This window comes from Halobellus litoreus, assembly GCF_024464595.1.
Lineage (GTDB): Archaea > Halobacteriota > Halobacteria > Halobacteriales > Haloferacaceae > Haloquadratum > Haloquadratum litoreum.
In genome coordinates, this window is sequence record NZ_JANHAW010000002.1 from 218,401 (window position 1) to 233,255 (window position 14,855).

Below are 14,855 nucleotides of genomic sequence, written 5' to 3' on the forward strand. Positions count from 1 at the left end.
TTCTCCGACGACCCTCCGATTTTAGGTAGACCAAAAGCGTTTTATCCGACCCAGAGCCACACTCTCTCAATGGACGGAACGGATGTCGTCGATCGGGAACACACGAACCGACGGGCCGAAAGCGAGTCGCGGCCGGCAGCGCCGCCCGTCTCGGCCCTCCGATCGTCGCCGGACCGCGTTGTCTTCACGGAGGACGGAAACGCCGACGGCTGGATTTCTATCGACGCGGACCTGACGGCGTCGATAGAGCGGTAACGGCGGGAGCGACGACCGGTCGCCGTCGATCGGACTCGTCGCACCGCCGAGTCGACGGTCGGCGTGTCGCCTTCGAGGTAACCGCAGCGGTGACGGACTGTCTCGCCGAAGAACGAAGGCGGTGGGAGGACTCCGGGTCCCGACGCTCCTTCGACGTTCCTGCAACCGACGTCCCGAGGGGCTGTCGGTTCGCGATTCGACCAGCCCCGGCCGAGTTCAGTCGGTCGCGACCTCGACGCCGTCGACGGGACGGCTCAGTTCGACGACCGTGCCCTCGTGGCGACACGTTTCGAGCGCGTGTTTCGCGTCCATCCCGGCGGTGTGTGGGTCCGCGGCGATGCCGACGCCGACTTTGAGTTCGACGCCCGCCTCGGCTTCGACGTGATCGATGGCGTCGCGGTAGTCGGCGGCGTCCATCGCCGGACAGATCGAGATGATGTTGTCGCCGCCGACGAAAAAGGAAAGTGCGCCGTACTCCTCCCGGAGGTATCGCATCAGCGTCGCGTACCCCTGTTCGATCTGAATGAACGAATCGAACTCGTTGAGCTGATCGGTGTACTTCCCGGTCGCGTCGTTGACGTCGAAGTGGGCGATCTGAACGTCGGAACTCGTTCGTTCAGGTCCTGACAGGTAGCCTCCCGACAGCACCTCGCGGCGGTCGCCGTCCTGCGCCGATCCGGCGTGCTGGAGCCCCGCAGTGGCCGTTTCGAGCGCCTCGACGGGCGACGCGTCGATGCCGGTTCCCAGACTGATCGTGACGGGATAGCGGTTCCCGATCGACTCCTGGAGGAGCCTGTGATCGTCGGCGTCGAGGCCGTTGGTGATCGCGACCATATTGTCGAACCGGGTGAAAAAGACGTAGCCGTCGCGGCTCCCCACGAACTGGGCCAGATCGGCGAAGAGCCGAGACTGGAGCGTCTGGAGGTCCATCTCGCGTCGCGGTTCCGGCGTCACGGTCCACGGCCCATAATTGTCGATCTGAACGAGAGTGAGCTGGGAGTTCGTCACATCCATTCCCTGGGACCTCGCATATATGCCTCTTTCCGTATCAGATCAGTTTGCCTTCTCAGTTCTGTGATGGAAGACTGAACGCGGTCGATGAGCACTGGTCACACACCACGCTCGGGCGGACCGGGACGCGACCCCGCCCGCCACGTTCAACACCTCCTCGCCCCTAGGGGGTTCGATGGGTGTTCGCGGGGTCATTTTCGATGTGGACGGCACGCTGGTGCGCGGGGACGAACCGATCGGGGGCGCCGAGGCCGGCCTCAGCGCCGTCGACGCAGTCGGTCTTCGTCGACTTCTGGTCTCCAACAACCCGACGAAACCGCCCGAGGCGTACGAGCGCCGACTCCACCGGGCGGGGGTCGCCGTCGATCCGAGCGACGTGCTCACGGCCGGATCCGTGACCGCGCGCTACCTCTCGGAGCACCACTCGCAGGACCGGATCGCCGTCGTGGGCGAGTCCGGACTCGTCGACCTGCTCCGGTCGGCGGGCCTGTCGGTCGATCCACTCGGCGGCGACTCGTTCGATCTGCCGACCCCCGACGTGCTCGTCGCCTCCGTCGACAGAGCGTTCTCCTATCAGACCCTCCAGCGGTGCCTGCGAGTCCTCGACGATCGAACGGTCACCTTCCTCGGCACCGACCCCGACGTCGTCATCCCCGCGGCCGACGGCGACGCGCCGGGGTCGGGCGCGATCATCGACGCCATCGCGAACGTCGCGGGTCGCGACCCGGCCGTCGTCCTCGGCAAGCCCGGCGAGACCGCGCGGCGGATGGCCCTCGACCGACTCGGACTCCCGCCGGAGGACGTCCTCGTGGTCGGCGACCGACTCGACACCGATATCGCGCTCGGTGAACGCGCAGGGATGACGACGGCGCTCGTTCTGACCGGCGTGACCGGCGCGGCGGATCTGGACGCTTCGCCGATCGAACCGGACTACGTGCTCGACTCGCTGGCGGGACTCGAGTCCGTCCTCGACGACCTCCCGACGTCCTGATCGGCGAGACCCGACAGACTGTGAGCAACAATAGTTATTGATACGGCGACGAAGTGTTCAACGAGGTAAAACGATGGGTAAACAGATCCTGATGATCGTCGGCGACTTCGGCGAGGACTACGAGACGATGGTACCGTACCAGGCCCTGGAGATGGTCGGCCACGAGGTCGATACCGTCTGTCCGGACAAGGAGGCCGGAGACACGATCAAAACGGCGATCCACGACTTCCGCGGGGACCAAACGTACCTCGAAACCCGCGGGCACGACTTCGAGGTGAACGCGACGATGGAGGAGATCGATCCGGCCGCGTACGACGCGCTCGTCGTCCCCGGCGGTCGGGCCCCGGAGTACCTCCGCACGTACGACGAGGTCCTCGACGCGGTGAGGCACTTCTTCGAGGAGAACAAGCCGGTCGCGGCGGTCTGTCACGGCCCGCAGATCCTGGCTGCGGCGGGCGTCCTCGACGGGTACGAGATGACGGCGTACCCCGCGGTCCGCGCCGAGGTCGAGGCGGCGGGCTGTTCGTGGGTCGACGAGGTCACCGTCGACGGCAACCTCGTCACCGGACAGGCCTGGCCCGACCACCCCGAGTGGCTGGCGGCGTTCCTCGACCTGCTCGGGACCGAAATCGAGACGGGCGAGCCGGCCGTCGCCGACGATTAGGCGCCCCGCGACGCCCGCATCGTCGAACCGTGTCCTGAGATGTCGTCGCCGAGCACGCCCTGAGATGTCGTCGCTGAGCGTCGACCCGGCCGATAACTGCTGGTGGCTACCGAGTGCGAGCAGGGGACAAATCTAGTGGTGTGGTAACGTCTGACAAACCTTTATATACTATCGGCGCGTTCCTCCCTGTATGGAGAGTCAGCCGAACAGTCCGTACGTCTACTCCGAGGACGTCTCGGAGCCGGCCGAACCGTACGTCTCACACGACGAAGTCGAAGAAGATGCCTTGCCCGACCCCGAGGGCCGGGACGTGATCATCGCCGACGGGCAGGCGATGAGCTACCGGGCGTATCACCGGCGCTGAACTCTTCTCTCGAACCGCTCGACGCCGAACCGGCGACCGGTCGGTCTAGAACGCGTCGCCGTGGACCGTCGCGTCCGCGTGGAGTTCCTCGCGGAGCGCCGAGTGGACGTGGCAGATGCCCTCTGCTCGGTCGAGGATCTCTTCGAACGTCTCCCCGTCGAGGTCGGCCTCGACGTAGATGTCGAAGCTGATCGATTCGAGGTCGTCGTCGTCGTCGAGGTCGGCGTCGGCGTCGATCTGGATCTTGCCGAGGTCGTCGTGACCGCGCTGTTGGCCGCCGACGCGGAACGCCGGCAGGAAACAGGCGGCGTAGTCCGCGACGAGGACCGCGTTGGGGTTCGGCCCCTCCTCGTCGGTCGCGTCGATGGTGAGTTCGAAGTCGCCCACCTGGCTGGTGCTCGCGAAACCCGCGTCACTGACGGTCGAAGTCTGAATGTCGCTCATTCTGTCGGAACCGAGGGGCGGGACCGTCCTAAAGGTTGGCTACCGGGTCGTTTTCGCCCCGATCTACGAGGGGGACGGACGGCGCGGACGCTGACCGTTCGCTACTCCAAGGTGAACGATTCGTCGCCGTCGAGAACGTGGACTTCAGCCGACGAGCCGGTCGCCTTTACCTCGCGGACGAAGTCGTCGGTGTCGATCTCGATCGGCGGGAACGAGTCGTAGTGCATCGGGAAGACGTGATCCACGTTCAGCCAGTCCGTGGCGATGGCGGCCTGCACCGGCCCCATCGTGAAGTGATCGCCCACGGGTAGCGCCGCCGCGTCCGGTTCGAGATACGGCCCGATGACGTCCTTCATCTCGGACATCAGCCCGGTGTCGCCGGCGTGATAGAACGTCGTCGCGTCCGCGTCCGACTCCTGCGTCGGCTTTTTGTCGCTGAGGAGGAACCCGGTCGGCATACCGAGGCTGGTCTCGTAGCCCGTGTTGAGCCCGTTCGTGTGATCCGCGCGGTGCATCGTCACGAAGGCGTCGCCGCACTCGACGGTGCCGCCGATGTTCATCCCGATGCTGTCCTCGAAGCCGATCTCGGACTCCATATAGCCGGTCATCTCCGGGACGCCGACGACCGTCGCGTCCGTGAACGCGCCGGCGTCGCTGATGTGGTCGGCGTGACCGTGCGTGAGGAGCAGGTAGTCCGGCGTCTCGACGTCCGAGGCGGCGATCTCGGTCATCGGGTTGTCGAAGAACGGGTCGATCAGAAAGGTCGTACCGTCGACGTCGACGTGCCACGTGGAGTGGCCGTGCCAAGTGAGTTCCATCGTCATCGTCCGTTCGCACGTTCAACTGGAACGACAATAAAGCGTACTGTCGGCGGAGGGCAGGGGCAGCGGCCGCTGTGAGTTGGTCCGCACACGCATCTGCGCCCGTGCGAACGCGGCGACACCCACTGCATACGTATTTATTCTCAAACGACATTTTTCACCTATGGATTTCGAGATCGAGTATCAGCCGTCGTTCGCCCTCCTGACCGTCTCGCTCGACGTCGACGAATCGATACGCGCCGAGGCGGGGGCGATGGTGTCGCACGACACGACGATCGGAATGGAGACGGCCGCCACGGGCGGGTTCCTCTCGTCGATCAAGCGGTCCCTCGGCGGCGAGAGCTTCTTCCAGAACACGTTCACGGCCGAGGCCGCCGGCGACGTGCAGTTGGCGCCGCCGCTCCCGGGCGACGTCACGCACCTGGACTTGCAGGACGAGACCGTGTACGTCCAGTCCGGTTCGTATCTCGCCGGGACCACCGACCTCGATGTCGACACAGAGTTCGGCGGCGGGCGGACGTTCTTCGGCGGCGAGGGGCTGTTCCTCCTGAAGGTGAGCGGCACCGGACCGCTGTTCCTGTCGAGTTACGGCGCGATCCACGCCGTCGAGGTCTCCGAGGAGAAGCCGTTCGTCGTCGACACGGGTCACATCGTCGCGTTCGAGGACTCGCTGACGTTTTCGGTGCGCCGCGTCGGCGGCCTGCGGTCGACCCTCGCGAGCGGCGAGGGGCTGGTCTGCGAGTTCGACGGGTCGGGGACGGTCTGGCTCCAGTCGCGGAGCGCAGACGCGTTCATCTCTTGGCTCGCCCCGCAACTGCCGACGCAGTCGAGCAACTGACCGCCACCGCGGCGAGGATCCGAAACGCCCCCACGGCTCGATAGAAAGAACGAAGCGCCGCGCGGACGACACCCCGAGGTATGCACACGGTCAGATTCAGAGATCCCGCGGGATCGGTTCGAGCGGGCGAGTGGCACGGAGACAGCGTCTCCTTCGGCGGCGAGACCCACCACCTCGACGACGTCGATATCCTGCCGCCAGCCGAACCGACGAAGATCGTCTGTATCGGCCGCAACTACGCCGATCACGCCGCGGAGATGGACAACGAGATCCCCGACCGGCCGTTGCTCTTTCTGAAGCCGCCGAACGCCCTCTCCTCGCACGGCGACACGGTGACGCTGCCGGCCGGCAAAGAGCGAATCGACCACGAGGCGGAGATCGCGGTCGTGATCGGCGAGGCGGCGCGGAACGTCGCGGCCGACGAGGCGATGGACCACGTCGCGGGATTCACCTGTATGAACGACCTCTCGAACCGCGACGACCAGCGCCGAGAGACCAACTGGGTGCGCGGGAAGGCCTTCGACAACGCCGCCCCGCTGGGGCCGGTCGTCGCGACCCCCGACGAGGTCCCGATGGACGCCGACATCGAACTCCGCGTCAACGGCGAGACCAGACAATCTTCCTCGCGAGATCACCTCGCCTTCTCGGTCCCGGAACTCATCGAGGAGATCACGACGTATCTGACGCTGGAACCGGGCGACGTCGTCGCGACCGGGACGCCCGGCGGCGTCGGGCCGCTCGAAGACGGCGACACCGTCGAGGTCGAACTGGAAGGCGTCGGAACCCTCGAACACGACGTTCGCATTCCGGAACCGAGGTGAGTCCAGGCCGCGCCGGAACTGCAACGCGTCGGATCAGTGGTCTGCGGCCGTACTGCATTCGGCGATTCCGAAAGGGCAACCCCTAAGTTTAGGTTTGCCTAATCCGGGAACGTGGAACTGACTCGACGCGACGCCCTGGCGGCGCTGGCGGCCGCGGGCGCGACGATCGGCGGCGGCGTCCTCGCCGGGCGGATGGAGCCGCCGCGCGCGCGCACTGAGGGATCGACATCCCTCGACTCGGACTCCTCGGCAGCGCCGTCGCTGTCGACGGACCTCCTCGACCTCCTGGAGGCGCTCTCCGCAGTCCTCTATCCCGACGAGGTCGACGGCCGCCGCGAGTTCGTCGAGACGTACGTCCTCGGCCGGGTCTCGGACCGTCCCGACTACCGCGACGGAGTTCGGGAGGCGGCCGCCCAACTCGACGCCGTCGCCCGCGACTGGGAGGACTCAACGTACGCCGACCTCGACGCCGACGCTCGCGACCGACTACTCCGGAACCTCGGCGTCGAGACCGCCGACCCCGACCCCGAGGGACCGATCTCGGACCGGATCCGCTTCTTCCTCGTCGACGACCTGCTCTTCGCCTTCTACTCCTCGCCCGCGGGTGGCCGACTCGTCGGCATCGAGAACCCGATCGGTCACCCCGGGGGGATCGAGAGCTACCAGCGCGGGGCGATGCCGGGCGCGGAGAGCGACGCCGAAGGGGGTGCAAGCGATGGCTGAGGACGGCGGCGTCGGCGACGGCGTCGACCGCACGCCCGCATCCCACGCCGATGTCTGCGTGGTCGGCTCCGGGCCCGCCGGCGCGCTCGTCGCCCACCGACTCGCCGAGCAGGGGTCCGACGTCGTCGTCCTCGAAGCCGGCCCGCGGTTCGACTTCGCGAACCGACGCGAACAGCAGGAGCGACACATCCGGCCGGGGATGGAAGATCCCTGGGAGATGGGCGGCCCGCGGGACGCGTACACGACCGCCGGGCGGCACTACCCGCTGAACGCCGCCCGCGTGAAGGGCGTCGGCGGGTCGACCCTGCACTGGCAGGGGATGGTGATGCGTCTGCACGAGCGCGACTTCGAGATGGAGACGCGACACGGTGTCGGCGTCGACTGGCCGATCGACTACGAGGACCTGCGGCCCTACTACGTCGAGGCCGAGCGAGCGCTCGGCGTGGCGGGCGCGATGGACAATCCCTACGCGCCGCCGCGGGAGGAGCCCTTTCCCCTCTCTGCGTTTCCGCCCTCCTACTCCGACTCGCTCTTCGCCGAAGCCTGCGAACGCCTCGGGATCGATATGCACTCGGTGCCGAACGCCCGCAACTCCGAGCCGTACGACGGCCGCGCCGCCTGTCAGGGGTACGGGACGTGTCGGCCGGTCTGCCCCTCGGGCGCGAAGTACACCGCCGAATCCCACGTCGAAAAGGCCGAGTCGACCGGGGCGCGCCTGATCGACCGCGCACCCGTGCAACGACTCGAACACGACGCGGCGGGCGACGCGGTCGAGGCCGCGGTCTACGCGACGCCGGACGGCACCGAGCACCGCCAGCCCGCCCGGCGGTTCGTCCTCGCCTGCGGCGGCGTCGAGAACGCGCGCCTGCTGTTGCTCTCCGAATCCGAGCAGTACCCAGACGGCCTGGCGAACACCTCGAACGCAGTCGGTCGCTTCTTTATGGATCACCTGTTCGCCGGCGCGGGCGGTCGCCTTGACGAACCGACGCGGCAGAACCACGTCGGGTTCATCACCAGCGAGTGCCACCAGTTCTACGACGACGAGGATCCCGTCGAGGGGACGAAACTGGAGTTCCTCAACTACGCCGGACCCTCTCCCGTGATCGAGGCCCTCCACGCCGAGACGTGGGGCGACGAACTCTTAGAGCAGCTCCGGGAGTCCTACGGCACGCACATCGCGATGGGCGGACTCGTCGAGCAGTTACCCGACGCGGAGAACCGGATCACGCTGGACCTGAACCGCCGCGACGACCACGGGAACCCCGTGCCGCACGTCGAGTGGTCGCTCGCGGATCGAACGAAGCGCGCGATCCGACGGGCGAACGACGTCCAGCACGCGATTTTGGAAGAACTCGGCGTCGACATCGAGTGGACCGTCGGCCCGGACGCGACGGGCCCGGCGTACCACCAGATGGGCACCACGCGGATGGGGACGGACCCGACCTCCAGCGTCGTCGATGCCGAGTGCCGGACGCACGACCTCTCGAACCTCTGGATCGTCGGCTCCTCGGTGTTCCCCACCGGCGGTGCGATGAACCCGACGCTCACCATCGCCGCGCTCTCGCTTCGCGCGGCGGCGTCGCTGTCGGCGTCGCTGTAGACCCCAGCAGAGACCGGTGAATAGCGGTGGAAACCCGCCTCGGGCGAACCGGAGACGCACCCTTAAAGACCCGCGGGCGACAGGATACGCGTATGCAACCCAGGGACCTCTCCGCGCACGAGGCGTACGTACCCGGCCGCGGGGCCGAGGAGGTGGCCCGCGACCTCGGAATGGATCCCGAGGAACTGACGAAACTGTCCTCGAACGAGAACCCGCACGGGCCGAGTCCGGACGCGGTCGCAGCCGTCGAGGCCGCCGCGCCCGACGTGAACGTCTATCCGAAGGCCTCTCACACGGACCTCACCGAACGGATCGCTGAGAAGTGGGGGCTCGACGACTCCCAGGTGTGGGTCAGCGCCGGCGCTGACGGCTCGATCGACTACCTCTCTCGTGCCTTCCTGGAACCCAACGACGACATCCTCGTGCCGGCACCGGGATTCTCTTATTACTCGATGTCGGCGCGGTACCACCACGGCGACGCGTCGACGTACCCCATCTCGAAGGACGACGATTTCGAGCAGACCGCCGACTCGATCCTGTCGGCGTACGACGGCGAGCGAATTCTCTATGCGACCACACCGCACAATCCCACGGGGTCGGTGCTCGCACGCGACGAGATTCGGGAACTCGCAGAGCGCGTCGACGAACAGACCCTCGTCGTCGTCGACGAGGCGTACGCGGAGTACGCCGCGGAGCCCTCCGCGATCGATCTGCTCGCGGAGTACGATAACCTCGCCGTCCTCCGGACGTTCTCGAAGGCCTACGGACTCGCCGGGCTACGGATCGGCTACGCCGCCGTCCCGACGGCGTGGGCCGACGCCTACGCACGGGTGAACACCCCGTTCGCGGCCAACGAACTCGCCTGTCGCGCCGCGCTCGCCGCGCTCGACGACGAGGAGCACCTCGAACGCTCGATCGAGACCGCTCGCTGGGCCCGCGAGCACTACCGCGAGGAACTCGACGTCCCGACGTGGGACTCCGGCGGAAACTTCGTCCTCTGCGAGGTCGGTGACGCGACCGCCGTCGCCGAGGCGACCCAAGAGCGGGGCCTCATCGTCCGCGACACCACCAGTTTCGGGCTTCCCGAGTGCGTCCGGGTCTCCTGCGGGACGCGCGAGGAGACGCGCGAGGCGGTCGAAGTGCTCAACGACGTCGTCGCCGAACTCCGACCGGAGGCCACTGAACCGTGAGCCGCATCGCGCTCACCGGGACGCCGGGCACCGGGAAGACGACGGTCTCGGAACTGGTCGCCGAGGAGCTGGGAATCGAGGTCGTCCACCTGAACGAGGCGATCCGCGAGGCCGAACTCTTCGAAGACCGGGACGCCGAACGCGACTCGCTGGTCGCGGACCTCGACGCCGTCGAGGCGTGGCTCGCCGACCGGGAGCCGGACGGCGCCGGCGGAGCCGACGCTGACGGGGGAAGCGGCCGCGACGTCCTCGTCGAATCGCACCTCTCGCACCTCCTCGACGCCGACCGCGTGATCGTGCTTCGCTGTCAGCCGGACGAACTGCACCCGCGGCTCCGCGAGCGCGGCGAGTCCGAGGACTCGATCTCCGAGAACGCCGAGAGCGAGGCGCTCGACGTGATTCTCGCGGAGGCGGTCGACCGACACGGCGCGGCGTCGGTCTGGGAGATCGACACGACCGGACGCGATCCCGAAACCGTCGCCGACGACGTGGCGGCCGCTATCGAGGGCGAAATCGACCCCCGCGTCGGCGTCGTCGATTTCGTCGAATACCTATGACGCTGGATCAGTACCGCGAACTGGCGGACCGACTGCTCGGTCCGTTCGTCGCCGCCGCGGACCGCCTAGGATTGACTCCCGACGGCGTCAGCGTCGTCGCGTTCGGCTTCGCGGTCGCCGCCGGCGGCGCGTTCGCGGTCGCGACCCCGCTGTGGTACGTCACCGGCGCGCTGTTCGTCCTCTGTAACGGGTGGCTCGACCTCGTCGACGGCGCGCTCGCGCGGGCCCAGAACGTCGAAAGCGACGGCGGCGACCTCCTCGATCACGTCTTGGACCGCTACGCCGACATCGCGATGCTCGTCGGACTCGCGGCCGGCATCGACGCCTACGCGCTGGGGTTGGCGGCGGTCACTGGCGTCCTGATGACCTCCTACCTCGGGACGCAGATCCAGGCCGTCGGTCTCGGGCGCGCGTACGGCGGTCTCGTCGGGCGGGCGGACCGCCTCGCGATAATCGGCGTCGTCGCCTTCGCCGCGGCACTGTCACTCGCGCTGGCGGCCGTTCCCCCGCGACCGTTCGGCCTGTCGCTGGTCGGCTGGCTCCTCGTCTTCTTCGCCGTCGTCGGGCATTTCACCGCGCTGCAGCGGTTCTGGGGCGCGTGGTCGGATCTGTCGGCGTAGCCGGGTTAGAAGACCGATCTCGGGAAGATGCACGCTGGCGGACAGTCGGCACTCCGTTCGCGACGGCGTCCTGACAGCGCCGTCGCTTTCGGGCCCGCGCCGACGTGCCGAACAACCGCGACCCGGCGCGGGGTGGGTCTCAACTCACGGGGCGTCTGGTCACGGGATCGTATATAAACCTCCGTCGACGGAGCGGCCGCGCGGGACAAAACTGATACCGCTCTCCCGACTGCTGACACGTATGGTCCCCGAACCAGACGCAGACCGCGGATGCCCGAAGTGCGGTCACACCGAGACCGACGTCGGAACGATCTCGACGACCGGCGGCGGCCTCTCGAAGATGTTCGACATCCAGACGAACAGTTTCAAGGTCGTCTCGTGTACGAACTGCGGCTACTCGGAGCTGTACCGCGACGCGACGGCCGGCTCTAGCGACATCGTCGACGTGTTCCTGGGGTGATGATTGCCGGCCCGTTACTCCTCTTCCTCGTCCTGTTCGCGGTCGTGGCCCCGCTGGTCCTCTACCTACTTGTCCGAGCCGAACACGATCAGCGGTCGACGATGGACCGTCGCGACGCCGAGCGGGCGGCACGGCGGGATACGCGCGACGACCACGACTCCCGCGATCCCTGAGAGACTCCGGAGCACGGATAAGTCCCACCGCCGAAAAACGGCCACAGATGGACGACCGAACCCCGACGCGCAGACGGGTCCTCGAACTCGGCGGGGCGGCGTTCGTGGCTGCGCTCGCGGGCTGTAACACGGACGCGCCGCGAGCGGAGACGCAGCCGCCGGATTCGACGGCGGCGGTGAACGCGACACGTGAGGGCGCGTCCCCACCGTCGTCCGCCACGGAGGAACCGACCGGGTCGGAGACGCCGACGAGCCCGTACACCCGGGTGTACCGGCAGGCGGTAGACTCGGTGGTGCTGGTCAGGACCGACGGCGGGAGCGGTTCGGGGTTTCTCGTCGAACCCTCGTACGTCGTCACGAACGCCCACGTCGTCGGAGAGGCATCGACCGTCGACATCCGTTTCAGCCGCGCTCGGTGGAGCGGGGGCGACGTCCTCGGAACGGATGCCGAGAGCGATCTAGCGGTGATCGAACTCCCGGAATCGGCACCGAGTCCGGAACCGCTGTCGTTCGCCGCGTCCGAACCGGCCGTCGGACAGGAGGTCGTCGCGGTCGGCTCTCCGTTCGGTCTCGACGGGGCTGTCACGACCGGTGTCGTGAGCGGCGTCGACAGGTCCGCACCCGCCCCGACGGGCGCGCAGATTCCGGACGCGATCCAGACTGACGCCGCGATCAATCCCGGGAACAGCGGCGGACCGTTGCTGTCGCTGGACGGGCGCGTCGTCGCGGTGATCAACTCCGAGCGGGGAGAGAACGTCGCGTTCGGTATCTCGGCCGCGCTCGCCCGACGCGTAGTCCCGCGACTCATCGAAGACGGTTCCTACGACCACCCGTTCCTGGGCGTGGCGCTCGCGGCGATCACCCCCGACTTGGCTCGCGCGCTCGGACTGTCGAGCCCGCAGGGCGTGCTCGTGACGACTGTCCTCGATGGCGGGCCGGCGGCGGGACGCCTTCGAGGAGGCACCGAGACGCGGCTCGTCGGCGGTTCGCGCGTCAGCGTCGGTGGCGACGTGCTCCTGTCGATAGACGGCGAGACGCTCAGAACCGTCGAGGACCTCAGCAGTCACCTCGAACTCGAAACGCGGCCGGGAGACACGGTCGAGCTAACGGTCCTGCGGGACGGGTACGTGACAGTGGTCGAGGTCGAGCTCGGAACTCGACCCAAGCAGTGACCTCGGCGACCGCCCCAACAGTCTCGGCCGCACGAACGGTGACGTTCCGGTGCCGGCGGCGTGTGCTTTATATCGCCCCCTCGACTACGACGGAGTATGCCCCAGTGCGAGATGTGCGGCAGTGAGCGGCCGTCCCTGACGACGGTCAAGGTCGAGGGGGCCGAACTCGAACTGTGCGACGACTGCAAGGAGTTCGGCACCGAGGTCCGCACTGAGTCGAGTTCCTCCCAGTCGACGAAGTACTCGACGTCGAGCTCCTCCCAGTCCTCGGGATCGAGCGGCTCTTCGAGCACGTCCTCTTCGGCGGGGAGCGGCTCCTCCGGCGGTTCGACCCGCCGCCGCGATATGTTCGACGATATGGACGAAATCGCCGCCGACTACGATCGGCGGATCCGCGAGGCGCGGGAGGACCTCGGGCAGAGTCAGGAGGAACTCGCGCAGTCGCTCAACGAGAAGGCGAGTCTGATCCGCAAGCTCGAACGCGGTGACATCCTCCCTTCGGACGACGTCCAGAAGAAACTCGAACGGAAGCTCGAAATCACCCTCGTCGAGGGCGGTGACACCGACGACAGCGACTGGTCGAGCGGGTCCTCGACGACGACCACGCTCGGCGACGTGGTCAAGCGGAAGGACTGACTTTCGAACGCGACTCCCGAACGGAAATATCGGTATTGATTCCGAGCAGCAATTTATTTCGTTGCGGGCGTCTCTACACCGGACGTGTTCATCGTAGTCAATCTCAAGGCCTATCCCTGTGATCCGATCGAGGTAGCGACCGCTGCCCGGGACGTGGCCGACACCTCCGACGTTCGCATCGCCGTCTCGCCACAGGCGGCCGACATCGCCCGCGTGTCAGAGACCGGCGTCGAGACGTGGGCGCAGCACGTCGATCCGAACGGCTATGGGAGCCACACCGGGAGCACGCTCGCCGAGTCGGTCGCGGAGGCCGGCGCAGTCGGAACGCTCGTCAACCACTCCGAGAAGCGGCTGAAACTGGCCGACATCGACGGGGCCGTCCGCGCGGCGGAGCGCGCCGGACTCGAGACTTGCGTCTGTGCCAACAACCCGGCGCAGATCGGCGCGGTCGCGGCCCTCGGCCCCGACAGCGTCGCGGTCGAACCCCCGGAACTGATCGGCGGCGACGTGTCCGTCGCGACCGCCGACCCGGGCATCGTCGAGGACGCCGTCGCCGCCGCCGCGAACGTCGACGAATCCGTCGACGTCTACTGCGGTGCGGGAATCTCCTCGGGCGAGGACGTCGCCACCGCGGGTGACCTCGGTGCAACGGGGATCCTGCTCGCCTCCGGCGTCGCGAAAGCCGACGACCCCCGCGCAGCGCTCGAAAACTTGGTCGCGCCGCTCTGAACGGACCATCGATGTTGGACGATCACGTATGACACTCAGGCGATTCCTCGATCGAATCGATAACCCGGACCGGTCGCTCGTCGTGCTCAACAGGCAGGCACCGGACCCCGTCCAACAGATGCTGGGAAGCCTCTTCGCCAACCAGCCGGTTTCGATCGAGGAGGTCGAAGTCCCCGAGGGCGACGACGACGTGGTTCTCCTCGTCGAGGACGGATCGATCGTCGCGCAGTCGCCGCTCCAGAAACTCCAAGAGTCGATCCTGTTGATCAACTCCGATCTGTTCGTCACCGGCGCGCGAGCGTTGGAGGAGGTCGAACTGCCGTCGGTAATACAACGACTCGACGACGTGCCGTTCTTCCTCCGGGGCTATCCCCAATCACACTCCGAGAAACTGCTGTTGATCCTCCTGTCTCGGTACATCGAACGCAGGGCGTGGGAACGAGAGGCGGGGACGCTCCGAGCGTCGTTCCAGCAGCTCTCCCGGATCGAAGACGAGATCGGAACGAATCAGGTGTACCGCACGCTCGACGATACCCCGGTCGACGTGCACGTGTACGGGAAACCGGGATGGGAACCCCCGCGGGACTCGACGATCACGATTCACGCCGGCTACGAGGAGGACTTTCGGGACTCCTGGTTCGTGGTGTACACGCCGCCGGACGGAGACGGGCACATCGCACTGCTCGCGCTCGAAGAGGAGGCCGACAAGTGGTCCGGATTCTGGACCTACCGGCAGTCACTGGTCGAAGACATCAACGAGTACATCGTCCGCCAACTGTAGCCTGC

At 67.2% G+C, this 14,855-nt stretch carries 20 protein-coding genes; 17 read left to right on the forward strand and 3 right to left on the reverse strand.

Annotation, left to right across the window (positions count from 1 at the left end; translation table 11 throughout):
• Positions 1–69 precede the first annotated feature (69 nt).
• The gene (locus NO360_RS08640; protein WP_256307388.1) at positions 70–255 is read left to right on the forward strand and encodes a hypothetical protein; all 186 of its coding nucleotides are present in this window, start codon (positions 70–72) and stop codon (positions 253–255) included.
• A gap of 216 nt (positions 256–471) precedes the next feature.
• Here NO360_RS08640 and NO360_RS08645 read toward each other — a convergent pair whose 3' ends face one another.
• On the reverse strand, positions 472–1,263 hold the full coding sequence (locus NO360_RS08645; protein WP_256307389.1) for a GTP cyclohydrolase III: 792 nt from the start codon (positions 1,261–1,263) through the stop codon (positions 472–474).
• A 178-nt stretch (positions 1,264–1,441) separates the two neighbouring features.
• Here NO360_RS08645 and NO360_RS08650 point away from each other — a divergent pair, with 178 nt between their 5' ends.
• From NO360_RS08650 to NO360_RS08660, 3 genes are all read left to right on the forward strand, one after another.
• Positions 1,442–2,257 carry an HAD-IIA family hydrolase gene (locus NO360_RS08650; RefSeq protein ID WP_256307390.1) on the forward strand — a complete coding sequence of 272 codons (816 nt, stop codon included), beginning with the start codon at positions 1,442–1,444 and terminating at the stop codon, positions 2,255–2,257.
• A 73-nt stretch (positions 2,258–2,330) separates the two neighbouring features.
• Positions 2,331–2,921, forward strand: coding sequence for a DJ-1/PfpI family protein (locus NO360_RS08655; RefSeq protein ID WP_256307391.1), 591 nt, complete (start codon positions 2,331–2,333; stop codon positions 2,919–2,921).
• A gap of 190 nt (positions 2,922–3,111) precedes the next feature.
• The gene (locus NO360_RS08660) at positions 3,112–3,285 is read left to right on the forward strand and encodes a hypothetical protein (protein WP_256307392.1); all 174 of its coding nucleotides are present in this window, start codon (positions 3,112–3,114) and stop codon (positions 3,283–3,285) included.
• Positions 3,286–3,330: 45 nt separating this feature from the next.
• On the opposite strand, the gene NO360_RS08665 is transcribed toward NO360_RS08660, so the two are convergent.
• Positions 3,331–3,729 (reverse strand): OsmC family protein, encoded by a 399-nt coding sequence (locus tag NO360_RS08665; RefSeq protein WP_256307393.1) that lies wholly within the window; start codon positions 3,727–3,729, stop codon positions 3,331–3,333.
• Positions 3,730–3,830: 101 nt separating this feature from the next.
• On the reverse strand, positions 3,831–4,547 hold the full coding sequence (locus NO360_RS08670) for a metal-dependent hydrolase (RefSeq protein ID WP_256308509.1): 717 nt from the start codon (positions 4,545–4,547) through the stop codon (positions 3,831–3,833).
• A 166-nt stretch (positions 4,548–4,713) separates the two neighbouring features.
• On the opposite strand from NO360_RS08670, the gene NO360_RS08675 reads away from it, so the two are divergent.
• The 13 genes from NO360_RS08675 to NO360_RS08735 all read left to right on the forward strand — a co-directional run bounded on the left by NO360_RS08675 (position 4,714) and on the right by NO360_RS08735 (position 14,850).
• Positions 4,714–5,388, forward strand: coding sequence for a TIGR00266 family protein (locus NO360_RS08675; RefSeq protein ID WP_256307394.1), 675 nt, complete (start codon positions 4,714–4,716; stop codon positions 5,386–5,388).
• 80 nt (positions 5,389–5,468) lie between these two features.
• Positions 5,469–6,209, forward strand: coding sequence for a fumarylacetoacetate hydrolase family protein (locus NO360_RS08680; RefSeq protein ID WP_256307395.1), 741 nt, complete (start codon positions 5,469–5,471; stop codon positions 6,207–6,209).
• A gap of 111 nt (positions 6,210–6,320) precedes the next feature.
• Positions 6,321–6,932, forward strand: coding sequence for a gluconate 2-dehydrogenase subunit 3 family protein (locus NO360_RS08685; RefSeq protein ID WP_256307396.1), 612 nt, complete (start codon positions 6,321–6,323; stop codon positions 6,930–6,932).
• Positions 6,925–8,532: a GMC family oxidoreductase gene (locus tag NO360_RS08690; RefSeq protein ID WP_256307397.1), complete on the forward strand. Its 1,608-nt coding sequence runs from the start codon at positions 6,925–6,927 to the stop codon at positions 8,530–8,532. Before NO360_RS08685 ends, NO360_RS08690 begins: the two co-directional genes overlap by 8 nt.
• A gap of 92 nt (positions 8,533–8,624) precedes the next feature.
• The gene (hisC, locus tag NO360_RS08695) at positions 8,625–9,722 is read left to right on the forward strand and encodes a histidinol-phosphate transaminase (protein WP_256307398.1); all 1,098 of its coding nucleotides are present in this window, start codon (positions 8,625–8,627) and stop codon (positions 9,720–9,722) included.
• The gene (locus NO360_RS08700) at positions 9,719–10,279 is read left to right on the forward strand and encodes an adenylate kinase family protein (RefSeq protein ID WP_256307399.1); all 561 of its coding nucleotides are present in this window, start codon (positions 9,719–9,721) and stop codon (positions 10,277–10,279) included. The genes hisC and NO360_RS08700 overlap by 4 nt, the downstream gene beginning before the upstream one ends.
• Positions 10,276–10,899: a CDP-alcohol phosphatidyltransferase family protein gene (locus NO360_RS08705; RefSeq protein WP_256307400.1), complete on the forward strand. Its 624-nt coding sequence runs from the start codon at positions 10,276–10,278 to the stop codon at positions 10,897–10,899. The genes NO360_RS08700 and NO360_RS08705 overlap by 4 nt, the downstream gene beginning before the upstream one ends.
• Before the next feature lie 241 nt (positions 10,900–11,140).
• The gene (locus NO360_RS08710; protein WP_256307401.1) at positions 11,141–11,359 is read left to right on the forward strand and encodes a zinc ribbon domain-containing protein; all 219 of its coding nucleotides are present in this window, start codon (positions 11,141–11,143) and stop codon (positions 11,357–11,359) included.
• A complete protein-coding gene (locus NO360_RS08715; protein ID WP_256307402.1) occupies positions 11,359–11,532 on the forward strand; it encodes a DUF8143 family protein in 174 nt (57 codons plus the stop codon). The genes NO360_RS08710 and NO360_RS08715 overlap by 1 nt, the downstream gene beginning before the upstream one ends.
• Before the next feature lie 47 nt (positions 11,533–11,579).
• A complete protein-coding gene (locus NO360_RS08720) occupies positions 11,580–12,704 on the forward strand; it encodes a S1C family serine protease (RefSeq protein ID WP_256307403.1) in 1,125 nt (374 codons plus the stop codon).
• A 96-nt stretch (positions 12,705–12,800) separates the two neighbouring features.
• The gene (locus NO360_RS08725) at positions 12,801–13,340 is read left to right on the forward strand and encodes a multiprotein bridging factor aMBF1 (protein WP_256307404.1); all 540 of its coding nucleotides are present in this window, start codon (positions 12,801–12,803) and stop codon (positions 13,338–13,340) included.
• A gap of 84 nt (positions 13,341–13,424) precedes the next feature.
• Positions 13,425–14,069: a triose-phosphate isomerase gene (gene tpiA, locus NO360_RS08730; protein ID WP_256307405.1), complete on the forward strand. Its 645-nt coding sequence runs from the start codon at positions 13,425–13,427 to the stop codon at positions 14,067–14,069.
• 28 nt (positions 14,070–14,097) lie between these two features.
• Complete coding sequence (locus tag NO360_RS08735; protein ID WP_256307406.1) at positions 14,098–14,850, forward strand: DICT sensory domain-containing protein; 753 nt, start codon at positions 14,098–14,100, stop codon at positions 14,848–14,850.
• Positions 14,851–14,855: the final 5 nt, after the last annotated feature.

Bases quoted from the DNA above. Each gene is read 5' to 3' on its own strand.
- NO360_RS08640 (WP_256307388.1), top strand. From the start codon at position 70: ATGGACGGAACGGATGTCGTCGATCGGGAACACACGAACCGACGGGCC.
- NO360_RS08650 (WP_256307390.1), top strand. From the start codon at position 1,442: ATGGGTGTTCGCGGGGTCATTTTCGATGTGGACGGCACGCTGGTGCGC.
- NO360_RS08655 (WP_256307391.1), top strand. From the start codon at position 2,331: ATGGGTAAACAGATCCTGATGATCGTCGGCGACTTCGGCGAGGACTAC.
- NO360_RS08660 (WP_256307392.1), top strand. From the start codon at position 3,112: ATGGAGAGTCAGCCGAACAGTCCGTACGTCTACTCCGAGGACGTCTCG.
- NO360_RS08665 (WP_256307393.1), bottom strand. From the start codon at position 3,729: ATGAGCGACATTCAGACTTCGACCGTCAGTGACGCGGGTTTCGCGAGC.
- NO360_RS08670 (WP_256308509.1), bottom strand. From the start codon at position 4,547: ATGGAACTCACTTGGCACGGCCACTCCACGTGGCACGTCGACGTCGAC.
- NO360_RS08675 (WP_256307394.1), top strand. From the start codon at position 4,714: ATGGATTTCGAGATCGAGTATCAGCCGTCGTTCGCCCTCCTGACCGTC.
- NO360_RS08680 (WP_256307395.1), top strand. From the start codon at position 5,469: ATGCACACGGTCAGATTCAGAGATCCCGCGGGATCGGTTCGAGCGGGC.
- NO360_RS08690 (WP_256307397.1), top strand. From the start codon at position 6,925: ATGGCTGAGGACGGCGGCGTCGGCGACGGCGTCGACCGCACGCCCGCA.
- hisC (WP_256307398.1), top strand. From the start codon at position 8,625: ATGCAACCCAGGGACCTCTCCGCGCACGAGGCGTACGTACCCGGCCGC.
- NO360_RS08705 (WP_256307400.1), top strand. From the start codon at position 10,276: ATGACGCTGGATCAGTACCGCGAACTGGCGGACCGACTGCTCGGTCCG.
- NO360_RS08710 (WP_256307401.1), top strand. From the start codon at position 11,141: ATGGTCCCCGAACCAGACGCAGACCGCGGATGCCCGAAGTGCGGTCAC.
- NO360_RS08715 (WP_256307402.1), top strand. From the start codon at position 11,359: ATGATTGCCGGCCCGTTACTCCTCTTCCTCGTCCTGTTCGCGGTCGTG.
- NO360_RS08720 (WP_256307403.1), top strand. From the start codon at position 11,580: ATGGACGACCGAACCCCGACGCGCAGACGGGTCCTCGAACTCGGCGGG.
- NO360_RS08725 (WP_256307404.1), top strand. From the start codon at position 12,801: ATGCCCCAGTGCGAGATGTGCGGCAGTGAGCGGCCGTCCCTGACGACG.
- NO360_RS08735 (WP_256307406.1), top strand. From the start codon at position 14,098: ATGACACTCAGGCGATTCCTCGATCGAATCGATAACCCGGACCGGTCG.